This window comes from Paenibacillus sp. JT22N15 (genome assembly GCF_059383755.1).
The window spans coordinates 94,298-116,386 of record NZ_JBXENV010000017.1 but is presented as its reverse complement, the minus strand read 5'-3'; the positions used below and the strand labels follow the sequence as shown (position 1 = coordinate 116,386).

Genomic DNA, 22,089 nt, shown 5'->3' with positions numbered 1-22,089 from the left:
CATTCATTATCCACACGGAAAAAGAAAAGACACCACTTCTTCCCCAATTAACAGGAGAAATGGCGTCTTTAATTCCTAATCATTCAATTATAGCAACGATTTACTACTGTCTTTCAACGGTAAAGCCATCTTTCTCAAGCACCGTCACGATACCGTCAGGGCCCAACATATGCAATGCTCCTACTACTACAAAATAGGTCGATTTATCAGTGCCGTTCAAAAACCCTTTTACTTGATCCGTCATGCCTTTATTGCGGTCTTTAATCAAAGCATTGTAATATTCAGGCTCTTTGGCAACTTCTTCTGTCATTGAAACGAGTACATCATCGCTGCCACTTACCCACATATCCGTTAAAGCATCAATGCCTGTAGGCTCCGAAGGTGCTTGCTGGCTTACTGCATCTAAAGCTTCAACCAGCTGCTTCTCCTGCAATGCATCAGAAAAACGATCAAACATCGACAACTGGCCTTCTGCTGTCTCAAGGGAAATGACAGGGACATTCGCTTTATTCGCTTTTTCTGTAAAATAAAGATCTATGCCATTGCTAGTCTCATAGCCAGTACCCTGCATTTGCAGCGCAGTAATAGATTGTGTTACTGCCCAAGGCTTATAAGGATCAAATGCATTTTCTGGTAATTTATTAGCCTTCAACAAGGCAACGATTTTCGCATACGTTTCAGCCGAGACATGATCCTTCAGCGTCGTGCCATCCGAGTAAGTACCCAGTTTGTTTGCATAAGTTTGCAATGCAGTTGCATCCAGCTTAGTCAAGTCTACTTCTACCGCGAGATGCTGTGCGGTTTTGAATGCCTCTTCAATTTCCGGGCGAAGCGGATACATGCTGTCTTTCGCCACGTGAATCGAACCAAGCAAGTAAACGGTATTGCCGTTCTTTTCTACTTTCCACAGGAAGCCTTTGCTGCCTTCGGCATTGACCTTAACTGTGAAAGTAATCGTGCGAAGCGCTTTGCTCCAGTCTACTTGATAGCCAGCTGCCTCACCAATGAAACGAAGCGGAATGTACGTTACATTTTTAATTGTTTTTGGAGCCACTTCAAGCTGTTTTTTCTCGCCGTTGACCGTAGCCGTTTTGTTGCCAATTTGCAGCGACAGGTCTACGCCCTCTTTGGTAGCGGTTACCGTTTGCGTGCTTTTATTCCACACGACCTTCGCATCAAGCTCTTCCAAAATCGGACGCATTGGCACGAGCGTGCTGCCCTTCTCAATAACAGGCTCGAAATTGTCGAATTTGACTTCGCTGCCATTAATAACGACGCTTATTGGCTTCTCAGCCGCATGTACAGGAGTAAACAGGGAAAAAGCTACAAATAATGACATGATTAAAGCACTAATTTTTTTCATTTGGACTCCTTATAAAACCTTATTAGTAGAGAAGAATGCTGCTTGCCCGTTGTAAAAGCCTAAAAGCCCCCTTTCACACTTTTACATTCCATCCCTCTTGGTAAGTTTACCCTCTTCACCCACAGGTTTCAATACCCGCCACCGCTGCGTTTTTCAATTAAATCCATATTTAAAGCCTATGGTTTTCTTGAAAAATAAAAAGCGAATGCTTACCGCATTGTACACGCCTTAACCATTCGCTTATTGGCGAATCCGTAAGGAGAAGCAGTAAAGCATTCGCTATCAGGTTATTAAAATGTTCGCATACAGCTTTTGGCTAGCTAACGTCAAAAATAGCTTATCTTTGATTGCCGCGACGTTTGCCAGTCGGATTATTTTGCGCATCATGCTTAGGATTTTTATCGACGACCTGCTCGGCAAACTTTGGGTTTACGTCAAATTTCAAGCTTTTATCCTTAGGTGATTGACTCATCTTCTGCTCCCCCTCCCATTGTCGCCTCATGAAGCGGCAGTCCCATCTGCTCGATATGACGTTTCGTTGATTCTGTGCCATACTCATGCAGAAGCTGATAAATTTGGACAATTAAAGAATCGTAGCCGTAGTTCATTTCTTCATCACTAGCTGGGCTGAACGGCGTTTTGGCAAAATGGAACGTCTGCAATTCATCCATGCTCGAAAGCTCCTCAAATAGCTCCTGCAAGCGGATAAACTCCCGTTCGTTCGCCATAATCTCCAGCTCGTAGGCTGCTGCGCCTTGATCCTCAAGAATTTGCCCAGCCTGGACGGATACATAATATTTTCGGCGGGTTTGATCCAATCCATCGCCTTGTCTCATTTGCAAGCTGACACTCCCTTCCGAATTTATGCCGCAAACACAGCTGCTTGCCGCGCCGCCATCCCTAGCTTCCCCAGATGGACAGACATTTTATGCCTTTTTTCAGCATATGACTATTATTATCGCGACTGGAGTCCTGCAGAAGAGAGGGATGAGGGCAATGTGTGGAATAACCGGCTGGATTGATTGGACGCGCGATCTAACCCATGACAGCAGCACTTTGGAAAAAATGACAAAAACATTGGAGCTTCGCGGGCCTGACGCCTCAGGCACTTGGATATCAGCGCATTGTGCGCTTGGACACCGGCGGCTTAGTGTCATCGATCCGGAAAATGGCGCCCAGCCAATGATTCGGCGCACTGAAGACGATGATCTATTTGTCATCGTCTATAATGGCGAATTATACAACGCAGGTGAGCTGCGCAAGGAATTGGAGGCTGCTGGAAGCAAATTTACAACGACCTGCGATACAGAGGTGCTGCTCCTTGCTTTTATGCATTGGGGCAAAGCTTGCGTCGAACGGTTTAATGGCATATTCGCCTTCGCAATATGGAATGTGGAAGAGCAGGAGCTTTTTTTGGCTCGCGACAGACTTGGCGTCAAGCCCTTGTTCATTAGTCAAGCCAGCGGGCTGTTTTTATTCGGCTCAGAACCAAAGGCCATTTTAGCACATCCTGACGTGCTGCCGGAGGTCGGTGCAGAAGGGCTTGCTGAGCTGTTTATACTTGGTCCTGCACGAACGCCAGGCCATGGCGTCTATAAGCATATTACCGAGCTGCTGCCAGCCGAGTGCATGACCGTGTCACAGGCGGGCATCCGCAAAGCGAAATATTGGAGCCTTGAAAGCTCCCCACATACGGAAAACGTTCAAGAAACGGCCGAGCATGTCCGCGACCTGCTCCGTGATACGACCGAGCGCCAGCTCGTATCGGATGTCCCGGTGTGCACACTGCTGTCTGGCGGGCTGGATTCCAGCGCCTTGACGACGCTTGCCGTGCAATATTACGAGCAGACCGGGCAAGGGAACGTTCATACGTTTTCGGTCGATTATGCGGATAATGCCAAGCATTTTAAAGCTCATGCGTTTCAGCCAAACAGCGACGCCCCTTGGATCGAGCGTATGACCACCTACCTCGATACCGTCCATCATTCGGTGCAGTTTGATACGCCAGAGCTGGTAGCCGCTTTGCGGGATGCCACCTTCGCCCGTGACCTGCCAGGCATGGCAGACGTCGATGCTTCGCTGCTTTTGTTTTGCCGTGAAATTAAAAAAGAAGCGACCGTCGCCATTTCTGGTGAGGCGGCCGATGAAATTTTTGGCGGCTATCCATGGTTCCACCGCGAGGATGCGCTGAACGCGTCCACCTTCCCATGGTCGCTCGCCTCAGATATGCGTGCCAGCCTGCTCGCCCCGGATGTAGAAAAATGGATTAAGCCGCTCGATTATATCGGCGACCGCTATGCCCAAGCGGTAGCAGAGGTGCCCCATCTGGACGGCGAAAGCGAGGCTGTACGCAAAATGCGGCAAATGTCTTACCTCAACATTACCCGCTTTATGCCAACGCTGCTGGATCGGAAGGATCGGATGAGCATGGCTGCCGGACTGGAAGTCCGGGTGCCATTTTGCGACCATCGCCTCGTACAGTATGTATGGAACATTCCCTGGGATATTAAAACATCTGGGGACCGTGAAAAAGGCATTTTACGCAAGGCGCTCCGCGGCGTATTGCCAGATGATGTGCTCACTCGCAAAAAAAGTCCGTATCCGAAGACGCATAATCCGAATTATTTGGCCGCTGTCAAAGGGCTGCTGCTTGACCTATTAAACGACTCCTCCTCCCCGTTGCTCCCGCTCATTGATGTCAAAAAAGTGCGCGAGCTCGCCGAGTCTGCTGACGCCAGCTCCAATATCCCCTGGTTCGGCCAATTAATGTCTGGCCCCCAGTTGTTCGCTTACTTGTATCAAATGAATCTGTGGCTGAAGGAGTACAGCATTCGTATTAAATGATGCTACCATTGTCGAATGGCTGGTTTATTGTATAATTAGAGCAGCGAATGTTACAAAATGTGGAACCATTGTTGGCTGCATCCTTTCATTCGTGAATTCAAGCTGGAGGATTAATTCATGGGCGTATCGGCCGCAATGATCGTGAAAAACGGAGAAAGATCAATAGAACGTGCAATAAACAGCATTATGGATGCAGTAGATGAAATTATAGTCGTTGATACGGGTTCAACAGACGAAACTCTTCCCATTCTCAATCGGCTGGCTGGGGAACATGAAAAAGTACAGCTGCACCATTTTACGTGGATAAATGATTTTTCGGCGGCCCGAAACTACTCGCTTTCTCTCGTCATGCATAAATGGACATTCGTTGTAGATGATGATGATGTACTGCCGCTTGATCAAATTCATAAACTAAGACAATATACTTCTGAAATGGATCAGCAGGGACGCGAGGTCGGCATGTACGTCCGTTATAATAATACTGTAGATGGTGTCGTTAATACCGTTCATGAAAAAGCATATTTACGACTATTTCCAAGCAGATTGCGCTATAAAGATATGATTCATGAAATTGTTGATACACAGGGCATGGAGCTGCTGCAATCCGATATTGATATTTTGCATGACGGGTATGATAACAATGTAGTCGATATGAAGCAAAAGGCCGTTCGCAATCTCACCTTGCTGCAGCAAAATTTAAAAGTAGATCAAGGAAATGCCCGCCTCTGGATGCAGCTTGGAAGGGAAATGAAATCGTTTGACCCCGCCAAGGCGCTTCATTTTTTAAATCGCGCAGAGTCGCTTACAACAAATGAAGGTCTGCTGAAATGGATACGTGAAAGCAAGAACGGTCTATAAAAAAAGGAAGCGACACGCCGCGCAGCGTGCTCGCTTCCTTTTTAGTTATGAGTAGCCCTATTTTCGCCACTAGACCAGCTTCGGCAAAAGCTCCTTAAGCGCATGGCCGCGATGGCTGATCTGCTGCTTCTCTTCCTTGGACAGCTGCGCCATGCCGCGATTAAGCGTTGACAGCCAAAACAATGGATCGTAGCCGAAGCCGCCATCGCCGCGCGGCTTGTCCATAATAAAGCCGTCAACGGTTCCTTCGGCTTCCATAAACTCGCCCGTCGCTGGATCATACAGCGCCAGCACGCATACAAACTGCGCACGGCTCAGCAGCTTCGTGCCATCCTCCAGTGCCTCCGCCGCTTCAGGCAACGCCAAGCGGTTCAGCTCCGCAAGCAGCTTCGCATTATTCGAGCTGTCCGTAGCTCCTTCGCCAGAATATCTGGCCGAATATACGCCCGGAGCACCGGCAAGCGCTGCTACGCTCAAGCCGGAATCATCGGCGAGCACCGGCACCTGAAAGGCATCGCCCGCCGCCTTCGCTTTAATTCGCGCATTTGCCGAGAATGTATCGCCATCCTCCACAATATCTGCAAACTCTGGGTATGCGTTCAGGCTGACTACACGCTTTCCAAGCTTCGCGAAAGCGTGGGCAAATTCCTTGACCTTGCCCTCATTTTTCGTAGCAATCAGAATGATCTCGCTGCTTAGCTCCATTATTTCTCTGCTCCTCGTCCGATCAGACCTGCTGCTTCCCCAAGCACCTCGCGCTGCTTTGCAATCAGCTCAGCAATGCCGCCCTCCGCCAGTTCCAGAAGCTCATTCAGCTCCTTGCGGGAAAATGGCGCGTCCTCGCCTGTACCTTGAAGCTCCACAAATTGGCCGCTCCCTGTCATTACGACGTTCATGTCCACCTTGGCCTTGGAGTCCTCGTCATAGGCAAGGTCCAGCATCGGCTGATCTTGAATAACGCCCACGCTCACCGAAGCCAAATAATCCGTAATCGGATATTTCGTAAAGGTGACGTTCGTCGACAGCTTGTTCACTGCCAGACAAAGCGCGAGAAAAGCGCCAGTGATCGAGGTCGTGCGCGTACCTCCATCCGCTTGAATGACATCGCAATCGAGCGTAATCGTTCTTTCTCCAAGCGCCTGCAAATCTACGACAGATCGCAAAGCTCTGCCAATGAGACGTTGGATTTCCATCGTACGGCCCGTCAGCTTGCCCTTAGCCGCCTCCCGATGATTGCGCGAATGGGTTGCTCTGGGCAGCATCGAATATTCCGCTGTAATCCAGCCTTTGCCCTGATTTTTCATAAAAGGAGGCACACGCTCCTCCACGCTTGCTGTACAAATGACCTTTGTTTCTCCGACCTCAATTAGGACGGATCCTTCCGCATATTTATTTACGCCCGCCGTAATTGTAACCGGTCGCAGCTCATTGGTTTGACGTCCATCTGTTCTCATCGTAATGCAGCCTCCTAGCCTATGTTTCAACACAATACTACCCATTTTACCAAAGTAAAACTAGAAAAGCATCCGTAACCGCAAAAAGAGAGCGCCCATGCGCCCTCTCCCTGCCTCGAAGCCATCACGTCAGGCTCCATGCCTTGCTTAAATTTTACTTTTATGACTTCATCGCATTCACATGATGCGGTCTGCCGACTGGCTCGTTGTAAGAAGTATTTTGATCATCTACAACGTTCGCTTCACCGTTCAACCGGATTTGAACTTTCGCTGCTCCTGTATTTTCCGTCACAGATAAGACGACGGCCTGCAGCATTTCAGCAGGAGCATTTTGACCGCTCTCATAGGCGGTATCTTGAAGATCTACCGTTACGGTATCATCCTTCTGCTCAATACTTGTAACCTGAACATCATTGGTCATCACGCCATTCAGCTGCTTGCGGTTAAGCGGGCCGGCAATCAGCTCCTCCACCGCTGCCTTCACCGTCGACTCAGGCCTTGCGATCAGCCTTGTAACGGGAACATAATATTGCTCTTCATTGGATGTTTGGGAGGAGAAATACAGTGTAACTGGTGTTGAGTAAGCCGAGCTGACGCCATCCGCTGTTTCCAGGTTGATGCCGACTGAGCGAGTAAGCGGACGGTCCAGGGGGAAACCATCTACTGGCATTTCGCTCAGCTTGCTGCCCTCGTACCATAGCTCCACCTTTTCAATTCCGGTCATCGCCGTCAGCGTCCACGTAATGGCTTCAACGATTTCCCGCTCTTTCGTTGCCGTATAATCTGCAAAAGGAGCGGAAAACTCTACTGTAGCCATCTTCAACTGTGGATCAACATGGTAGGATTTAATTTGAGTACCTTGTGGAATCACAGCCTGAAAATCTTCCGGAAGCTGGCTCGCATAAGCGCCGCCATCGACCATCATTTCCAGCGCCTTCTGCCCGGCAGCTTCTTTGCCGCCAAGCGTCGTAAGCAGCGAGATTGGTGCAAGGTATCCATTTTTGTCCTCTAAGTATACGGTCAACTGCGTTTCTTCTCCCTGTGGATTTACGCTGCTTGTCTGTCCTGTATTCGTACCGTCAATGACGTTGGTTGATTCCGTCTGAGGCGGGTCAATCTCCTTGCTTGTCTCCGTTGAGAACAGCCCGCACCCTGCGGTCAGCAGAGGCACAACCATAACACCGCTTATCGCGGCAAGGCGAATCCATTTCGTTTGAACCATTTTGTTTTTTCCTCCTCTAGTGATTTTTGCCGCATGCGGCTTTGTACAACTCTCATTTTGTAGTAATATGTATACGAGCCCTTCCCCGTTTTAGACCAGTTTTGTCCACAAAATTACATCCAATAAGGGGGACACCAAGATGACAACACCACAACCATACAGCTTGAACAGCCGCAAGGTTGCCGAAGCGACGGAGGAGTGGCTTGTAAAGCGCGGCATTACGAAAATCGCCGTAGCCCAGCTCGTGCATTTTTTGCAAAAGGATTATTTCCCAGAGCTAACAATCGATGAATGCATCGTAAATGTTGACGCTGTTTTATCCAAGCGCGAGGTGCAAAATGCAGTGCTCACCGGCATCCAGCTCGACATGCTCGCCGAGGAAGGCAAGCTGCTGCCGCCGCTTCAGGAAATGATTAAAAACGATGAAGGGCTGTACGGCTGCGATGAAATTCTCGCCTTGTCCATCGTCAATGTATATGGAAGCATCGGCTTCACAAACTTCGGCTATATTGACAAGCTGAAGCCCGGCATTTTGAAAAAGCTTAACGATAAATCGAGCGGCGATGTACACACTTTCCTCGATGATATTATCGGTGCTATTGCAGCCTCAGCTGCAAGCCGCATTGCTCATCGAAAGCAAGCGGAGCGTGAAGGAGCAACTAATCCCCCGCTCGATTAAAAGTCGGATAGATAACGAACAGGCGCCGCGTCTTGCTAAAGATGCGGCGCCTGTTTGATGTCTAAACAAATAAAGGGATGCTTGCGCTTTTCACTAGCGCCTCCCGGTTCCCTCCCTCTGCCATCAACCACTCCGCCTTTCCTTTTTCCTTTAGGCATTCGGCATTCGGCTTTCGGCTTTCGGCTTTCGGCTTTCGGCACTCGGCACTCAGGTTTCGGGTTTCGGGTTTCGGGTTTTGGGTTTTGGGTTTTTGTTTTCTGTTTTCTGATTTGTGCTTTTTGCTTTTTGCTTTTTGATTTCTCGTTTGGCCATGCAAATTAGACACTATAATTTTTGCTTTATGCTGTTATCCCCTTAGCTCAGAAACCAGGTTTTCATTTGCAATTCCCCTTTTCTGAGCTAAGGGGATAACTCCCCAAAGCGAACAAAAGACAATATTTATTTCCCCTTCACGCTCAGCCATTCCTCACGCTTTCATTGCCCGGAATAGGCAATAATCATTCCTACCGCAAGCTACACCTCGCGCTGCTAAACAGCGTTCATTTGTAATCGCTTACATGATCAAAAGAGAACCTTTCCGCCTCTTTTCAGCTGAAAACGAGATTTTACAAAAAGCATGCCTGGGGACTATGATCATTGCACCTGCCTCAAACCGAGTCGCCTGCGGAGAGATCAAGTAGCTTTTTTTTCCATGGTGAAAAAACTTATAACAGGAGATAGTAGCAATAACGTGCTCTGCAAAAATGCTTTTCACTCTTACAACTAACTGCTGGCGGTGACCTGAAATGATGACTTTTTTAAAACGGCTTGTAATCGGACGGCCGCTCAAATCCAATGAACTTGGCGACCAGAAGCTGATCAAGCTGAAAGCGCTGGCCATTCTTTCGTCGGATGCTCTATCCTCCGTTGCCTATGGACCGGAACAAATTTTGATTGTATTAATAACGGTAAGTGCTGCTGCATTCTGGTATTCCGTACCGATTGCCGCGTTCGTGCTCATTTTGCTGCTGGCGCTTATTCTGTCTTATCGGCAAATTATTTTCGCCTATCCGCACGGCGGGGGCGCATATGTCGTATCCAAAGAAAATCTCGGCATTTTCCCCGGATTAATTTCAGGCGGCTCCTTGCTAGTGGACTACATATTGACGGTAGCGGTCAGCGTCTCCGCGGGAACCGACGCCATTACGTCGGCTTTTCCCAGCCTCCATGAGCATAATGTGTTGATTGCTGTTATTTTCGTCATTTTAATTACGATATTGAATTTGCGTGGCGTGACCGAGTCGGCATCCATTCTCGCCTACCCGGTGTATTTGTTCGTTCTTGCGCTGTTTATTTTAATCGGAGCAGGTATTTACAATATTGCAACCGGCCATGTGCCGCCTGAGCTGCATACGCCGATTGGGACGCCAGTTGCAGGCATCAGCTTGTTCCTGCTGCTGCGCGCCTTTGCTTCTGGCAGCTCCGCGCTCACAGGGGTAGAAGCCATTTCCAATGCGATACCAAACTTTCGCGACCCGGCTCCCCGAAATGCTGCGAAGACGCTCTCATCAATGGGCATTTTGCTGGCTATTCTCTTCTCTGGCATTGTGTTCCTGGCCTATTATTACGGCATTAAACCGGCGGTAGAAGTAACCGTCGTTTCCCAAATTGCTGAGCATACGTTTGGACGGCATTTTATGTATTTCTTCATTCAGGGCACTACGGCGCTGATTTTGATATTGGCAGCAAATACAGGCTATTCGGCTTTTCCGCTGCTCGCGGTGAATTTGGCTAAAGACAAGTTTATTCCGCGGATGTTTACGGTCAGGGGCGACCGCCTTGGCTATTCCAATGGCATTATCAGCCTTGGCGTGCTATCCATCCTTTTGATTATTGCTTTTGGCGGTCAGACCGAGCATTTGATTCCGCTTTATGCGGTCGGGGTATTCATTCCATTTACCTTGTCCCAGACGGGGATGATTGTGAAATGGGTCCGCCAGAAGCCGAAGGGCTGGGTCGTGAAGCTGCTTATAAACTCGGCAGGGGCGCTCATCAGCTTGATCGTCACAATGATGTTCTTTTTGACGAAGTTCGCGCAAGTATGGCCTGTGCTCGTGTTTCTGCCGATTATTATTTATGTGTTTCACCGGATTAAAAAGCATTACAACGCCGTCGGCGAACAGCTGCGGCTCACCACGTGCGAGCCTGCGATGCCCATCGAAGGCAATGTGCTGATTTTGCCTGTGGCCGGAATGACACATGTTGTTGATAATTCCATTGCCTATGCCAAGTCATTGTCCGTGAATCAAATTATTGCGGTGTATGTGCCATTTGAGCGAGAGGAAGGCGAGGCGTTCGAGGAAAAATGGAAGGATTGGCAGCCGGACGTGCGATTAGTCGTATTGCATTCGCCTTATCGTTCGGTCATGCAGCCGCTGCTGAAATTTATTGATACGGTGGAGCGCAAGGCCAGCCAGTCCAGCTACCGCGTGACGGTGATTATTCCGCAATTTATCCCGAAACGCGGCTGGCATAATATTTTGCACAACCAGACGAGCTTTATGATTCGCGCCCTGCTGCTCCACCGCAAAAACGTCGTAGTTACGACCGTTCCCTATCATCTCAAAAAATAAATAACGCCCGCACGCTCCGTTCGCGATATCCGGCCCGAATGCTCCAGCTCATACAAATGGGCGAGCGTCTCGGCCATTGCAAAACGGTGCTGATGCGGGCTTTGTTGTGCCCGTGCACCGAAAGATCGTCCACACACCTCAAAGCCTGTGAGCGGCTCCTGCAGCATCATCAGCATTTGCTCCAGCCGCTGCACATGATGCTGCTTAATTTCTGCGATTCGGCTGGCAAATGTCGTGAACGAATCATAATGCCCTGGAAAAGCGCGCTTAACCTCATATTCGCTTAAGCGATCCAGGCTTGCCAGAAAATCGCCAAGCGGATTCATCTCCTCGCCAGGAACGACGCTAATATTGGGAGTTATGCGCGGCAGCACCTGATCGCCGCATATCATCCATTGTTTATTGGCTTCATAGAAGCAGAGCTGGCCATAGGCATGTCCTGGCGCATCAAGCAGCTCCCACTGTGAACCGCCAAGCTCAAACGTCTCGCCAGCCTCTATATACATGATTTGATCTTGCTGGGGCTGCGGCGAAACTTTTTCCTGGAAACTGCTTAAGTTGCTGCTAATTTCATCAATGTAGTGCTGCGGCATGCCATGCAGAGCAAATAATTCAGCAAGCTCTTCTGTCATCGTGCTGCCCTCTCCCCATAAGTGCCTAACATAGCGATGGGCTCGCCGGGACATCAAGACCGGTGCGCCGCTTAGCTCGGCAAAATAGCCCGCGAGACCGTAATGATCGGGATGCTGATGCGTAAGGACGATGCGCGAAATTTGCTCTGGCGCAATCGAATGGTCCGCAAATACCGCTTCCCAGACCGCAAGCGTCTCCTCCGTTCGGAGACCAGGATCGATAAGCGTATATCCTCCCGCAGGCTCAGTAAATACGTAGCTGTTTACCGTTTTTAAGGCAAAGGGCAGCGGAAGCTTTACTTGCAGCAGCCCGTGCTCCCATTGCACCGCTTGAGCCGCCATTACGCATTAGCCCTTCCAAGCATAATAAGGCGCGGCGAGTTCAGCTCATCATAGGCTGAGCCATCGACGTTGCCAAATGTTTTCTCCAGCACAAGGCCTGCCTCGGCGAACGCCTGCTCAAACCATGTGAGCGAATACAGGCGAACCTGCTCATCATAATGGCGATTGTCTGCCTCATCGCCGCTTACGGCAATTTCTATATGCTTTTTGACCCAGCCATCTTCAATTTTACGCTGCTCGCGAATGACCCAGCCGGACTCTGCATCCATGCGCTCCGATGCCGGAACGAGATTACGCTCTACATAAGCCGGATTCAGAAAATCAATTAGAAATGGCGCACCTGGCTTCAGCATGCGGCGAATTTCCCGCAGCACCTGCACGTTCTCTTTTTCATCTGCAAAATAGCCAAACGACGTAAATAAATTAACCGTTCCCTCGAACGCCCCCGATTCGAAAGGGAGCTGGCGCATGTCGCCCTGCACCCAGGTTACGCGCTGCAACGCATCATGCTTCCTCGCTTCGTTAAGCAGCGGTTCCGACAAATCCATCCCCGTCACTTCATAGCCGCAGTCTGCCAGTGCCAGCGCATGGCGTCCCATACCGCAGCCGATGTCCAGCACCTTTGCCGTAGCCGGAAGCTGGAGCCACTGCGCCATCAGCTGTACCTCCTTGTAGGCGTTATCCCAATCCCGATGCTTATAAACAACCATATAATCGCTTCCAAAACTCTGCTCAAACCAGTTGGACATATGTATTCTCCTCTACCCTTGCAATTCACTTCTCATCCCTTCATTGTACTGCACTTTATGCTACTTAGGCAAAAGGATGCCCTGTAATGATTCACTCCAATGGGTATAATTACAGGTCGCCTGGCGCACCTTAAGCCCGTGAGCGACAAGCTGGAAGCTCACTTTGCCCATTTTGCTGCTAAGGAGGAAGCTCTATGATCGACCACATCCGCCTGCTGTTTGCCCAATCAGTTGATTTAAAGGTGCAACAGCTCAAAAATGACGATTTAATTATCGAAATTGCCTATATCTCCTCTTTATGCGACGAGCAAATGATCAGCAATTATGTGCTAGTACCTTTTATGAAGGAAGAGGTGCCTTACGATAAACAGCTGCGTACGATTAGCGACTATCTAGTCGTTGATGATCCAGCTACGTGGACCGATTTGCTGCTGAAAGGCAATATTTTAATAGAAGCTCAAGGCATCGTTTACTCGCTTTACACAGCGAAAATTATTAGTAATGAAAGTACCCAAACCCAAGTAGAAAGTGCAATTCAAGGACCGCAGCTTGCGTTGAACGAAGATTTGAAAAAATCGCTTAACCTCATCCGCAGCATGTACCACTCTCCTGAGCTGTGTGTAGAGGAACACACCGTTGGGTCGCTGTCGAAGACGGAAATTATTGTTCTGTTCGATCAGCGCCGCGTCGATCCGACTGTATTGAATCAGTTAAGGCAAAGACTGACGAAAGCGCAAACCGAGATGCTGCAGGCCGCAGGCGAGCTGGAAACGATTTTAACCGGAAAGCAGTGGCATCTGTTCCCTACTGTCCTGATTACCGAGCGCCCGGATCGCATTACGACTTCTATCTCCAATGGTAAAATCGCCATTCTCATAAAAGGAAATATGTTCGCTCTAGTGCTGCCTGTCACCTTTTTTGACTTTATGCATGCGGTCGAGGATAACTACGAAGCCTTTTGGATGACCCGCACGCTTATCTTACTGCGCTATGTTGCGGTTGTATTGACCATTACGCTGCCTGCCCTCTATGTATCCATTATCTCTTACAATCCAGAGCTCTTTCGGGTACAGCTGGCACTCTCCATCGCCGGAAGCCGCTCGGCTGTACCCTACCCGTCCTTTATTGAGGTAATGGTTATGCTATTTATGATCGAAGCGCTAATTGAGGCTAGTATTCGGCTGCCCCGCTACATTGGCTCAACGGCTACAACCGTCGGCGGTCTTATTTTGGGACAAGCAGCCCAGCAGGCCGGTCTCGTCAGCAGCATTATGATTATTGTGACCTCCGTCGTCGCCATTTCCAATTTTGTCGTTCCGGTCAATTCCTTGTCATTTGCTATCCGCTTTTTGAAATATCCACTCATTGTGATGGCTATCTTTTTCGGCATTACCGGAGTTACCGTCGGCTCATTCATGTACGTGGTCTATTTATGCAATTTGCGAAGCTTCGGCAAGCCTTATTTCCGCATGTTTGCAGGCACAAAATCACAGTCAGGGGACATTGGGCAGGTAAAGGTGGAATGACACGCTACTTCTTTTACAACTTTTTTCTGACCAGCTTCGTCAACTTGATGCTGTATGTGCCGCATATTCTAATCGAACACCGTTACAGTGGCGCCGTCTCCTCGATGCTGATTTCCGGGGCCACCGGAACTTTGCTCACCTATGCCTATACTGCTGCGCTAGCGCATTTTCCCGGCATGGGGCTGCCTGAAATTTTACGGGCCTATTGGCCGCGGTGGCTCGTCTCGCCCATTATGGTTTATGTAGCGATTATTTGCTTCGTATCGTCTACTATTGTCGTGGCCGCCTTTGCGATCATGATCAACCGCTTTTTCAATCCGGAGCTGAATCCGCTGGTCATTTTATGCCTGCTTGTTATTGCCTGCGGCTATGCGGCCTCACGCTCGACGTTATCCGTACAGCATATTATCGAGGTTGGGCTGCTGCTCAATGCGCCGATTATTTTTTTCGTGCTGTTCAAAATGGTGAGAAGCCCGCAGTTAAATTGGGATGCCATTCATACTGTCGCCAATTTTGTGATGGTGCGCCCAGAGCTTGGCTCTATTGCCGCCGGGGTATTTGTATTCACCGGATTTTTCAATCTGTCGATATTTAATCGTCTACTGCCGCCGAATTTCAGCTATACGTATCGCTGGCTCGTACCGATATTTGGCATGATTATTTTGAGCATTTCCTTCTTCGTGCCTATCGGATTCCATGGTACTGAAGCGGTAGATGAATACCTTTATGTATGGAGCATGACTGCTGACTCGATTACACTGCAATACGGTTTTATCGAACGGGTATTGTTTCTGTTCCTGATTGTGTATCTAAATCTATCGCTCATTTATACGATGAGCTGCTGGCATCAAGCGATGGAATTTATTAAAAGCTGCTTCCCCAAGCTGAAAATGGCAACCGACTTCGAGGAAACGCCCGTTATCAACTATATGATTTGCGGTGTGTTTGCTGTAGCTGCCGTAATTTATTTGTTTTTCAGCGATGAACGCTTAGAGTTTATGTTTACGCGCTATTGGCTGACGGCGATGCTGTTTTCTTATATAGCCATCGTGATTTCCGTGTTCATGCTTAGCCGAAAGGAGCGTAAATCCGCATGAAGATGCGCTCGTTAAAGCTCACGCTGCTAGCTTTGTGCATGCTGTTGGCCTGTACAGCATTAAGCGGCTGCGGCTTTAAAGATATTGACAAACGTTATTTTATCGTGGCGATGGGTATCGATTACAGTGGCAAAAAACAAAATCCTTTTCTCATTACGCTGCGCCTGGCCATTGCCTCACCGAAAATCGAGCCCGGCGCTGGCAAAGCGCAAGTAGAAACAATTGAAGCCGCAAGCATCGCCGAAGGTGTGCGCATGCTGAAAGCCCATGTGGACAAGGAATTGGACTTTGGCCATTGCAAAATTTTTCTCATCGGTGAGCGCGTTGCTTATAAGGATTATTCCCCTGTGCTGGATTGGATGAAAAGACGGCGGGATATACAAAGTATTGCGAATTTGGCGATTGGCAAGCCGGATGCCCGGACGATTTTGAAAATTAATCCCCAGGCGGAGCGCTATCCGGGAAATGCGCTGTTTCTAAGCTTCAGTGCAGATGGAACGGACAATCCCTATACGTATGTAGAAAATCTTTCGGATCTGACGAGGCGCGTCATGGAAAAAGGTTTGGACCCCATCATGCCGATTATTCGCAACGAAGGCAACAGCGGCTATGTTATTAACCACACGGCGCTGCTGGATAAAACGAAAATCAAGCTCGTCCTAAAGCCGGAAGAATCACAGCTATTTAACCAGTTGGCTCAAAACTACGAGAAGTCTTCGATTCAAGGAAGTTTCTCAAACAATCGGATTGTGGGAGCCATCAGCAAAATTAAAAGCCATTATCACTTTAGCGAGCATAATGGCAAGCTTCAATTAAACATGGACGTTCGCATAAAAGCGCTTATGGAGGAAGCACCTCCACATTTGTTTGACCAGGGCTGGGGACAGGTGGAGCAAAAGCTAAGCCAAGATTACTCCAAATTGACGGATAAGCTGCTGATAAAAATACAGCAGGCTGGCGTCGATCCTTTCGGCTTTGGCCTGCATTACCGGGCGACTCATGCTGGCGAAGCAGCCTGGCAGCAATGGCAAAATATTTACCCGACGCTGCAATTCGCCGTCAATGCCCGAATCAAAATCGAAGGGACCGGCCTGATTAAATAGGCTGCGGTCCCTTCGTTTGTTATGTAGGCTATGTCATGATTAGTCGGCTTTCGAAGCAAGCCGATCCGTCTGGCGAAGCTGCTCAATTGTGCGGACGCCAATGCCGAACATCGCCGCCTTTAATTCAAACTCAATTCGCTCAAACTGCTGGGTAAGCTGGCGAATTGACAGGTCGGTTGTCCCATGCACCGCTTGCGGCAATAAGACACGCCCAAAGCCAGCGAGATTCGCTCCAAGCGCAATCGCTTTAGCCGCATCAACACCATGCCTTAATCCGCCGCTCGCTATAACGCTCATATGCGGCAATGTGCTGCGAATCGCGCTAACGCTTTCCGCTGTCGGAATGCCCCAATCGGCGAATGCCTCCGCAGCTTGCCGGCGCAATCCATCACCCGCCCGGTATTTCTCGACCTGGCTCCAGGATGTGCCCCCCGCTCCAGCGGCATCAATAAAGGAAATGCCTGCATTCGCAAGCATTGCGGCGGTACCCGCATCAATGCCCCAGCCTACTTCCTTCACACCGACTGGCACAGGGAGGGCGCGGCATACTTGCTCAATTCGCGTCAGCAAGCCGCGAAAGTCCGTGTTGCCTTCCGGCTGAAAAACCTCCTGCATGCTGTTGACGTGAAGCACGAGGGCATTCGCCTCTGCTATGTCAACTGCACGCAAGCAATCATCGGTACCGAAGCCGTAATTCAGCTGTACCGCTCCGAGATTGGCGATGATCGGTACCGAAGGCGCCTCCATTCTGATATGAAAGGAGGCGGCCAAGTCCTCACGCTCAATAGCGGCCCGCATGGAGCCCAGACCAATCGCCCAGCCTCGTGCCTCGGCAGCCTCTGCCAGGCGGCGGTTAATAGCCCCAGCCTCCGAGGTGCCTCCGGTCATAGAGCTGACGAGCAGCGGCGCTTTCATCGGCGAATTGAACCACTCCGTCTTAAGTTCAATTTCCTCAAATGACAGCTCAGGCAGCGCATTATGACGGAACCGCAGTCGATCAAGCCCTGTATCGATATGCTGGCCGTTCACTTCCTCCTGCAAGCAAATGCGGATATGCTCATTTTTGCGTTTCGCGGTTTTCGCCGCTTCCTCCGCCTCCGTACGCTGCGTTGTCGTCATTGCCTTTACCTCCTGCAAATATTCTATCCGTCCATCATAACATACGCTGTGAGTACATGTTAAATTGATTGTAAAAATCATTAATATGAACTTTACAATCAAAATTATTGTTAAAAAGATATTTTTAGTTTAAAATAAAATCATAACCTGAAGGAGGCGCTTCATGATGCAAATCATTCACTTTAACGACTGGGAACTGCTTGACGCTTATGCGGCTCAAACCATTATTAATAAAATCCAAGAGAAGCCAAATGCGGTGCTAGGGCTCGCTACAGGCTCGACACCTCTAGGCATCTATGCCAAAATAATAGAAGCATATCGCAGCAAGGAAGTCTCGTTCGCCCAGACGACTACCGTCAATTTGGACGAATATGTAGGCCTGCCTGCCGAGCATGAACAAAGCTATGCTTATTATATGAAGCAGCAGTTATTTTCCCATATTGATATTGCAGACGATCATTATCATTTGCCTAATGGGCTGGCTGAAAATTTGAAAGCCGAATGCGACCGTTACGACCAGCTGCTGGAGCAAAATCCAATCGATATTCAGCTGCTTGGGCTTGGACATAACGGACATATCGGCTTTAATGAGCCTGATGCGAAGCTATCCGCGGGTACCCATGCCGTCCAGCTGAAGGCGGCAACGATGGAAGCAAATGCCCGGTTTTTCTCATCGGCCGCAGAAGTTCCGAAGATGGCGCTGACGATGGGTGTCGGCTCCATCCTGAAAGCACACACCATCATACTCGTGGTTCGCGGTGCAGATAAAGCGGAGATCGTAGAGCAAGCGTTGACTGGCCCTATTACAACCGATGTGCCAGCTTCGCTGCTCCAGACTCATCCCCGGGTTATCGTGCTTCTCGACCGCGAAGCCGGAAGGAAGCTGAAGTAATATGAAAAACTCGCCCTCCTCCTGGGTGATTCATCATGTCCATATCGTCTTGGAAGACCAGATCATTGCCGGCAGTGCTGTTATTAAAAATGGCCTCATTCATCGACTGCTGGAAAATGCTGCTGTTCTTAGCGCTGAAGAACAGGCGCTGCCCGCTATAGATGGAGCCGGCGGCTATTTATTGCCTGGCTTTATCGACGTCCATGTGCATGGCGGCTTTGGCGCCGACTTTATGGATGCCAGCCGCAGCAGCTACGACACGATTACCCGTTTCCACGCCTCCCAGGGCACAACGGGTATGCTGGCGACGACGATGACCGCTTCTAAAGAAGCGATCGAGTCGGTTCTGCATGCAGCAGCGGATTACAGAAGCGGCGACATGCCCTATGCCGCACTGCTTGGTGTCCATCTGGAAGGACCGTTTCTGAATGAAAAATGGATCGGTGCGCAAAATCCCGCTTACCTCTCGCCTCCTCGGCAGGACTGGCTGGAGGCATGGACTGCAGAGTTTCCCGATTTGATTCAAATTTTGACACTTGCGCCTGAACGGGAAGGCTCACTTCCGCTCATTGCCTGGCTTGCTGAAAATAATATCGTCGCCGCTTGCGGCCATACCGATGCCTCCTTCGCGGATATCGAAGCCGCAGCAGACGCTGGACTGTCCCACGCCGTCCATACGTATAATGCGATGCGTCCGCTGCATCACCGCGAGCCGGGAACCGTCGGCGCTGTTCTCAGCGATCCGCGGATATATGCCGAGCTCATAGCCGATGGCCATCATGTCCATCCGGGAGCGATCCGGCTGCTTGCAGCTGCCAAACCGGCAGACAAGCTTATTCTCATTACCGATGCCATGTCGGCAGCGGGCATGCCCGACGGGAATTACTCGCTTGGCGGCTTGGCCGTCGAGATGAAAGATCAGGTTGCCCGCCTGCAAGGCAGCGGCAGTCTCGCAGGCAGCAGTCTGACGATGCTGCGTGCCTTCCGGTACATGCTGGCCAACACTGCGCTGTCTGTCGCCGAAGTCAGCCGCTGCGCCAGCGGTAATGCGGCTAAGCAGCTCGGTATCTACGAGCAGACGGGCTCTATCGCATGCGGCAAGCAAGCAGATGTCATTTTGACGGATGCTGATTTCTCCGCAGTGAGCCATACTTGGGTAGGCGGCAAGCTTGTGTTCGATGCTTCCCGGAATTAAACTATCTTCTCTATTAATAAAGCCGTCCTTGCCTAACAGCAGGGGCGGCTTTATTCGTATGGAATATCCAGCATAAGCTTCGCTTTAATTAAGCTTATTTCCGGCAGATGAATCCAATTGCAGCTCACAGCTAGCCTCTTTAACCTATTTCGGATAAAATTGGATAAGTCATTCCGCTTAAAGAAAGGAGAAGCTATGCGCTTATTCCACTCATTCCAATCGATACGTTCTTTTTCTGCTCAAACGCTCACTTTTATAGGAGGCTTATTTTTCGTTGTCGTTTTCGCTGCTTCCTTTATGAATACAGCGCAGCTGCTCCAAAGTCCCTTGCTTGCCGCTAGCGGTGTTTTCCTTACGCTCATCCTTATATTTGCCGCCTCCTGGTTGCTTGGACGCCAAATATCGGATAAAAGCTATTTGCTCGCACTTATAGCGATCAGCCTGCTGTCCCGGCTCGGCTGGATTATTTGGATCGATACACCTCCCGATTCCGATTTCCTGTTTATGTATAATGCTGCCAAGCTAGCAGCAGCAGGCGATTTTTCATTTAATCAGGATGAATATTTTCTCAGCTGGGTGTACCAGTTTGGCTTTACGATGTATGAAGCAGGTATGATCAAGCTATTTGGCGGAGCAGCGCTGTTCATGCTTAAGCTAGTTAATGTGCTGTTCAGCGCAGCGACCGTGCTGCTCGTTTATTACGCTGCCCTAGAGCTGTTTAACGAGCATACGGCGCGAATTGCGGGGCTGCTGTATGCGCTCTATATTCCCAATATCATCATGTGCTCGGTACTGACGAATCAGCATTGGTCGACATTCTTTTTCACACTCGGCTGCCTGCTCATCATTAGTAAAAGCTTCGAAAACAAATATGGCTGGCTTCTAATCGGCCTCGCCTTCGGACTTGCGAACTTGATGAGACCGCTAAGCCTCGTGTATTTAGCTGGCTTTGCTGCCTTTCTACTGCTATTTCGCTTGTTCAAAGCTAAATCGGGCGATTACAGGCCTGCCGGGCTATCGATTGGAAAATCCACTACATTATTGCTTGCCCGTGCCGCCGGCGTGTTTATTATTTTTTATATGGTGCAAGCTTTAGCCAGCTATGCACTCGTGCAAAGCGAAGCCTCGCAATACCCGTTATCTAACCGGGAGCCTTATTGGAAATTCGTCGTAGGATTAAATGCGGAAACAGATGGCAGATGGTCGCTTGAGGATGGCAAGTACGTGCTGCAATTTAAGCTTGGCGAGGAGCGTGACGCAGCAGAGCTGGCATTGATCAAGGAGCGTCTCGCCGATCCGGCCGCAGTCGCCTCACTGTTTGCGCGCAAGCTCGCTATTTTTTGGGGCGAAGAGGATTCGGCGGTTATGTGGAGCTTGAAGGATATGAATCAGGAACAGCTTGCTGCCGTCCTAAAAATAGCGGAGCGCTTCCTCTTCACTGCCATGAGCGCAGCAGGAGTCTATTCGCTGTACAGCTTATGGCGCAGCCGGTTTGCCGAGCAGCATAAGGCCGGCCACATGCTTTTTCTGATTTTACTGCTGGGCTATGCGTTCGTGCAGCTTTGGATTGAAATACAAGCAAGATATCGGCTCGATCTGCTTCCATGCTTTATTTTATTGCAGAGCTACGGTATCTATATGATGCAAATGAAACGAATAGCGCTGCGAAAAATAAAGGCCGACTCCCTGAATTAAAGGCAGCCGACCTTTAAATATTGAGCTGAAGCAGTGGAAGTTGCCATTGTCCGTGTACTTATCGGCACGATTCCGCTGCTTTATATTTAATTAATGAATGATCATTCATTAAACTTAAAAAAATTTATCGTTTTATCGCTTTATCGCGTCCCAACTCATTTTAATCGCGCTATCCAGCTTTTCAGGCGTAAACTCAAAATCACCTTTAAACTGCTCTTTAACCAGCTCGGCTACCGGCAAAATGGAATACGTAATGAGCATATGATTATCTACATCCTTGAACAGCTGCTGCTGCTTGCCGCTCTCAAAAAACTCAAATATAGGCATATACAGCGCTGCGCTTTCTTCCAAGCACCAATTTTGCAGCAGTGGCGAGTTCGAGATTTGTTCCATAAACAAAAAATAAGATTTGTGCTCCTGCACAAATTGGATAAAATTGCGAATGTACAGATTAAAGCGCTGCTCGATCGGTGCCGAATGGTCTACCCCATTAAACAGCTTATCGCTCATTATTTTTTTCGCTTTTAAATACGTCTTGCCGAGCATATCCTCCTTATTCTCAAAATAAATGTAAATCGTAGCCGCAGACACATTCGCCCGCTTGGCGATTTTAGAAATGGACGTTTCCGAAATGCCAATTTCGTTAATCAACTGAATCGTAGCTTCAAAAATTAATTCTATTTTATTTTCATCTCTTAGTCTCATGC

Annotated in this window: 20 protein-coding genes; 10 read left to right on the top strand and 10 right to left on the bottom strand. The window is 49.2% G+C overall.

Annotated elements, in window-relative coordinates; all coding sequences use genetic code 11:
- Positions 1-103: 103 nt before the first annotated feature.
- The 3 genes from AC50X8_RS27555 to AC50X8_RS27545 form a co-directional block, all read right to left on the bottom strand.
- On the bottom strand, positions 104-1,363 hold the full coding sequence (locus tag AC50X8_RS27555) for a TraB/GumN family protein (protein WP_056039858.1): 1,260 nt from the start codon (positions 1,361-1,363) through the stop codon (positions 104-106).
- Between the two features lie 337 nt (positions 1,364-1,700).
- Positions 1,701-1,835: a hypothetical protein gene (locus tag AC50X8_RS27550; protein WP_257790761.1), complete on the bottom strand. Its 135-nt coding sequence runs from the start codon at positions 1,833-1,835 to the stop codon at positions 1,701-1,703.
- Positions 1,819-2,199: a hypothetical protein gene (locus AC50X8_RS27545; protein WP_056039857.1), complete on the bottom strand. Its 381-nt coding sequence runs from the start codon at positions 2,197-2,199 to the stop codon at positions 1,819-1,821. Before AC50X8_RS27545 ends, AC50X8_RS27550 begins: the two co-directional genes overlap by 17 nt.
- A gap of 160 nt (positions 2,200-2,359) precedes the next feature.
- Between AC50X8_RS27545 and asnB the strand changes: the two genes are divergently transcribed.
- Both asnB and AC50X8_RS27535 read left to right on the top strand, forming a co-directional pair.
- Complete coding sequence (gene asnB, locus AC50X8_RS27540; protein WP_494882799.1) at positions 2,360-4,207, top strand: asparagine synthase (glutamine-hydrolyzing); 1,848 nt, start codon at positions 2,360-2,362, stop codon at positions 4,205-4,207.
- A 117-nt stretch (positions 4,208-4,324) separates the two neighbouring features.
- Complete coding sequence (locus AC50X8_RS27535; protein ID WP_494882759.1) at positions 4,325-5,065, top strand: glycosyltransferase; 741 nt, start codon at positions 4,325-4,327, stop codon at positions 5,063-5,065.
- Positions 5,066-5,134: 69 nt separating this feature from the next.
- On the opposite strand, the gene rdgB is transcribed toward AC50X8_RS27535, so the two are convergent.
- From rdgB to AC50X8_RS27520, 3 genes are all read right to left on the bottom strand, one after another.
- Positions 5,135-5,770 (bottom strand): RdgB/HAM1 family non-canonical purine NTP pyrophosphatase, encoded by a 636-nt coding sequence (gene rdgB, locus AC50X8_RS27530; RefSeq protein ID WP_494882754.1) that lies wholly within the window; start codon positions 5,768-5,770, stop codon positions 5,135-5,137.
- Entirely contained in the window at positions 5,770-6,519 is a 750-nt protein-coding gene (gene rph, locus AC50X8_RS27525) for a ribonuclease PH (protein ID WP_056039848.1), read from the bottom strand. The genes rdgB and rph overlap by 1 nt, the downstream gene beginning before the upstream one ends.
- 160 nt (positions 6,520-6,679) lie before the next feature.
- Positions 6,680-7,741 (bottom strand): GerMN domain-containing protein, encoded by a 1,062-nt coding sequence (locus tag AC50X8_RS27520; protein WP_494882749.1) that lies wholly within the window; start codon positions 7,739-7,741, stop codon positions 6,680-6,682.
- A gap of 139 nt (positions 7,742-7,880) precedes the next feature.
- Between AC50X8_RS27520 and AC50X8_RS27515 the strand changes: the two genes are divergently transcribed.
- Entirely contained in the window at positions 7,881-8,420 is a 540-nt protein-coding gene (locus tag AC50X8_RS27515) for a phosphatidylglycerophosphatase A family protein (RefSeq protein ID WP_056039845.1), read from the top strand.
- Between the two features lie 785 nt (positions 8,421-9,205).
- Entirely contained in the window at positions 9,206-11,032 is a 1,827-nt protein-coding gene (locus AC50X8_RS27510; RefSeq protein WP_056039843.1) for an APC family permease, read from the top strand.
- Here the strand turns inward: AC50X8_RS27510 and AC50X8_RS27505 are convergent.
- Both AC50X8_RS27505 and AC50X8_RS27500 read right to left on the bottom strand, forming a co-directional pair.
- Complete coding sequence (locus tag AC50X8_RS27505; RefSeq protein WP_494882747.1) at positions 11,017-12,006, bottom strand: MBL fold metallo-hydrolase; 990 nt, start codon at positions 12,004-12,006, stop codon at positions 11,017-11,019. The genes AC50X8_RS27510 and AC50X8_RS27505 overlap by 16 nt on opposite strands.
- Positions 12,006-12,755, bottom strand: coding sequence for a class I SAM-dependent methyltransferase (locus AC50X8_RS27500; protein ID WP_494882745.1), 750 nt, complete (start codon positions 12,753-12,755; stop codon positions 12,006-12,008). Before AC50X8_RS27500 ends, AC50X8_RS27505 begins: the two co-directional genes overlap by 1 nt.
- Positions 12,756-12,949: 194 nt before the next feature.
- Here AC50X8_RS27500 and AC50X8_RS27495 point away from each other — a divergent pair, with 194 nt between their 5' ends.
- The 3 genes from AC50X8_RS27495 to AC50X8_RS27485 are packed head-to-tail and all read left to right on the top strand — an operon-like array spanning position 12,950 to position 16,481.
- On the top strand, positions 12,950-14,281 hold the full coding sequence (locus AC50X8_RS27495) for a spore germination protein (RefSeq protein ID WP_494882743.1): 1,332 nt from the start codon (positions 12,950-12,952) through the stop codon (positions 14,279-14,281).
- A complete protein-coding gene (locus AC50X8_RS27490; RefSeq protein ID WP_056039834.1) occupies positions 14,278-15,378 on the top strand; it encodes a GerAB/ArcD/ProY family transporter in 1,101 nt (366 codons plus the stop codon). The genes AC50X8_RS27495 and AC50X8_RS27490 overlap by 4 nt, the downstream gene beginning before the upstream one ends.
- Complete coding sequence (locus tag AC50X8_RS27485; RefSeq protein WP_494882741.1) at positions 15,375-16,481, top strand: Ger(x)C family spore germination protein; 1,107 nt, start codon at positions 15,375-15,377, stop codon at positions 16,479-16,481. Before AC50X8_RS27490 ends, AC50X8_RS27485 begins: the two co-directional genes overlap by 4 nt.
- Positions 16,482-16,520: 39 nt before the next feature.
- Here the strand turns inward: AC50X8_RS27485 and fni are convergent, their stop codons facing one another.
- Positions 16,521-17,600 (bottom strand): type 2 isopentenyl-diphosphate Delta-isomerase, encoded by a 1,080-nt coding sequence (gene fni / locus AC50X8_RS27480; RefSeq protein ID WP_494882739.1) that lies wholly within the window; start codon positions 17,598-17,600, stop codon positions 16,521-16,523.
- A gap of 166 nt (positions 17,601-17,766) precedes the next feature.
- Between fni and nagB the strand changes: the two genes are divergently transcribed.
- From nagB to AC50X8_RS27465, 3 genes are all read left to right on the top strand, one after another.
- Entirely contained in the window at positions 17,767-18,492 is a 726-nt protein-coding gene (gene nagB / locus AC50X8_RS27475) for a glucosamine-6-phosphate deaminase (RefSeq protein ID WP_494882797.1), read from the top strand.
- A 25-nt stretch (positions 18,493-18,517) separates the two neighbouring features.
- The gene (gene nagA, locus AC50X8_RS27470; RefSeq protein WP_494882737.1) at positions 18,518-19,687 is read left to right on the top strand and encodes an N-acetylglucosamine-6-phosphate deacetylase; all 1,170 of its coding nucleotides are present in this window, start codon (positions 18,518-18,520) and stop codon (positions 19,685-19,687) included.
- Positions 19,688-19,984: 297 nt separating this feature from the next.
- Positions 19,985-21,382 carry an ArnT family glycosyltransferase gene (locus AC50X8_RS27465; protein ID WP_494882735.1) on the top strand — a complete coding sequence of 466 codons (1,398 nt, stop codon included), beginning with the start codon at positions 19,985-19,987 and terminating at the stop codon, positions 21,380-21,382.
- Between the two features lie 132 nt (positions 21,383-21,514).
- On the opposite strand, the gene AC50X8_RS27460 is transcribed toward AC50X8_RS27465, so the two are convergent.
- Positions 21,515-22,087 carry a TetR/AcrR family transcriptional regulator gene (locus AC50X8_RS27460; RefSeq protein WP_056039824.1) on the bottom strand — a complete coding sequence of 191 codons (573 nt, stop codon included), beginning with the start codon at positions 22,085-22,087 and terminating at the stop codon, positions 21,515-21,517.
- Between the last annotated feature and the right edge of the window lie 2 nt (positions 22,088-22,089).

Excerpts from the sequence above, each read along its gene's own strand:
- AC50X8_RS27495 (WP_494882743.1), top strand. The coding sequence starts at position 12,950 with ATGATCGACCACATCCGCCTGCTGTTTGCCCAATCAGTTGATTTAAAG.
- AC50X8_RS27490 (WP_056039834.1), top strand. The coding sequence starts at position 14,278 with ATGACACGCTACTTCTTTTACAACTTTTTTCTGACCAGCTTCGTCAAC.
- AC50X8_RS27460 (WP_056039824.1), bottom strand. The coding sequence starts at position 22,087 with ATGAGACTAAGAGATGAAAATAAAATAGAATTAATTTTTGAAGCTACG.
- AC50X8_RS27510 (WP_056039843.1), top strand. The coding sequence starts at position 9,206 with ATGATGACTTTTTTAAAACGGCTTGTAATCGGACGGCCGCTCAAATCC.
- AC50X8_RS27550 (WP_257790761.1), bottom strand. The coding sequence starts at position 1,835 with ATGAGTCAATCACCTAAGGATAAAAGCTTGAAATTTGACGTAAACCCA.
- rph (WP_056039848.1), bottom strand. The coding sequence starts at position 6,519 with ATGAGAACAGATGGACGTCAAACCAATGAGCTGCGACCGGTTACAATT.
- asnB (WP_494882799.1), top strand. The coding sequence starts at position 2,360 with ATGTGTGGAATAACCGGCTGGATTGATTGGACGCGCGATCTAACCCAT.
- rdgB (WP_494882754.1), bottom strand. The coding sequence starts at position 5,770 with ATGGAGCTAAGCAGCGAGATCATTCTGATTGCTACGAAAAATGAGGGC.
- AC50X8_RS27535 (WP_494882759.1), top strand. The coding sequence starts at position 4,325 with ATGGGCGTATCGGCCGCAATGATCGTGAAAAACGGAGAAAGATCAATA.
- AC50X8_RS27520 (WP_494882749.1), bottom strand. The coding sequence starts at position 7,741 with ATGGTTCAAACGAAATGGATTCGCCTTGCCGCGATAAGCGGTGTTATG.
- AC50X8_RS27500 (WP_494882745.1), bottom strand. The coding sequence starts at position 12,755 with ATGTCCAACTGGTTTGAGCAGAGTTTTGGAAGCGATTATATGGTTGTT.
- AC50X8_RS27515 (WP_056039845.1), top strand. The coding sequence starts at position 7,881 with ATGACAACACCACAACCATACAGCTTGAACAGCCGCAAGGTTGCCGAA.
- AC50X8_RS27545 (WP_056039857.1), bottom strand. The coding sequence starts at position 2,199 with ATGAGACAAGGCGATGGATTGGATCAAACCCGCCGAAAATATTATGTA.
- nagB (WP_494882797.1), top strand. The coding sequence starts at position 17,767 with ATGCAAATCATTCACTTTAACGACTGGGAACTGCTTGACGCTTATGCG.
- AC50X8_RS27465 (WP_494882735.1), top strand. The coding sequence starts at position 19,985 with ATGAATACAGCGCAGCTGCTCCAAAGTCCCTTGCTTGCCGCTAGCGGT.
- fni (WP_494882739.1), bottom strand. The coding sequence starts at position 17,600 with ATGACGACAACGCAGCGTACGGAGGCGGAGGAAGCGGCGAAAACCGCG.
- AC50X8_RS27505 (WP_494882747.1), bottom strand. The coding sequence starts at position 12,006 with ATGGCGGCTCAAGCGGTGCAATGGGAGCACGGGCTGCTGCAAGTAAAG.
- AC50X8_RS27485 (WP_494882741.1), top strand. The coding sequence starts at position 15,375 with ATGAAGATGCGCTCGTTAAAGCTCACGCTGCTAGCTTTGTGCATGCTG.
- AC50X8_RS27555 (WP_056039858.1), bottom strand. The coding sequence starts at position 1,363 with ATGAAAAAAATTAGTGCTTTAATCATGTCATTATTTGTAGCTTTTTCC.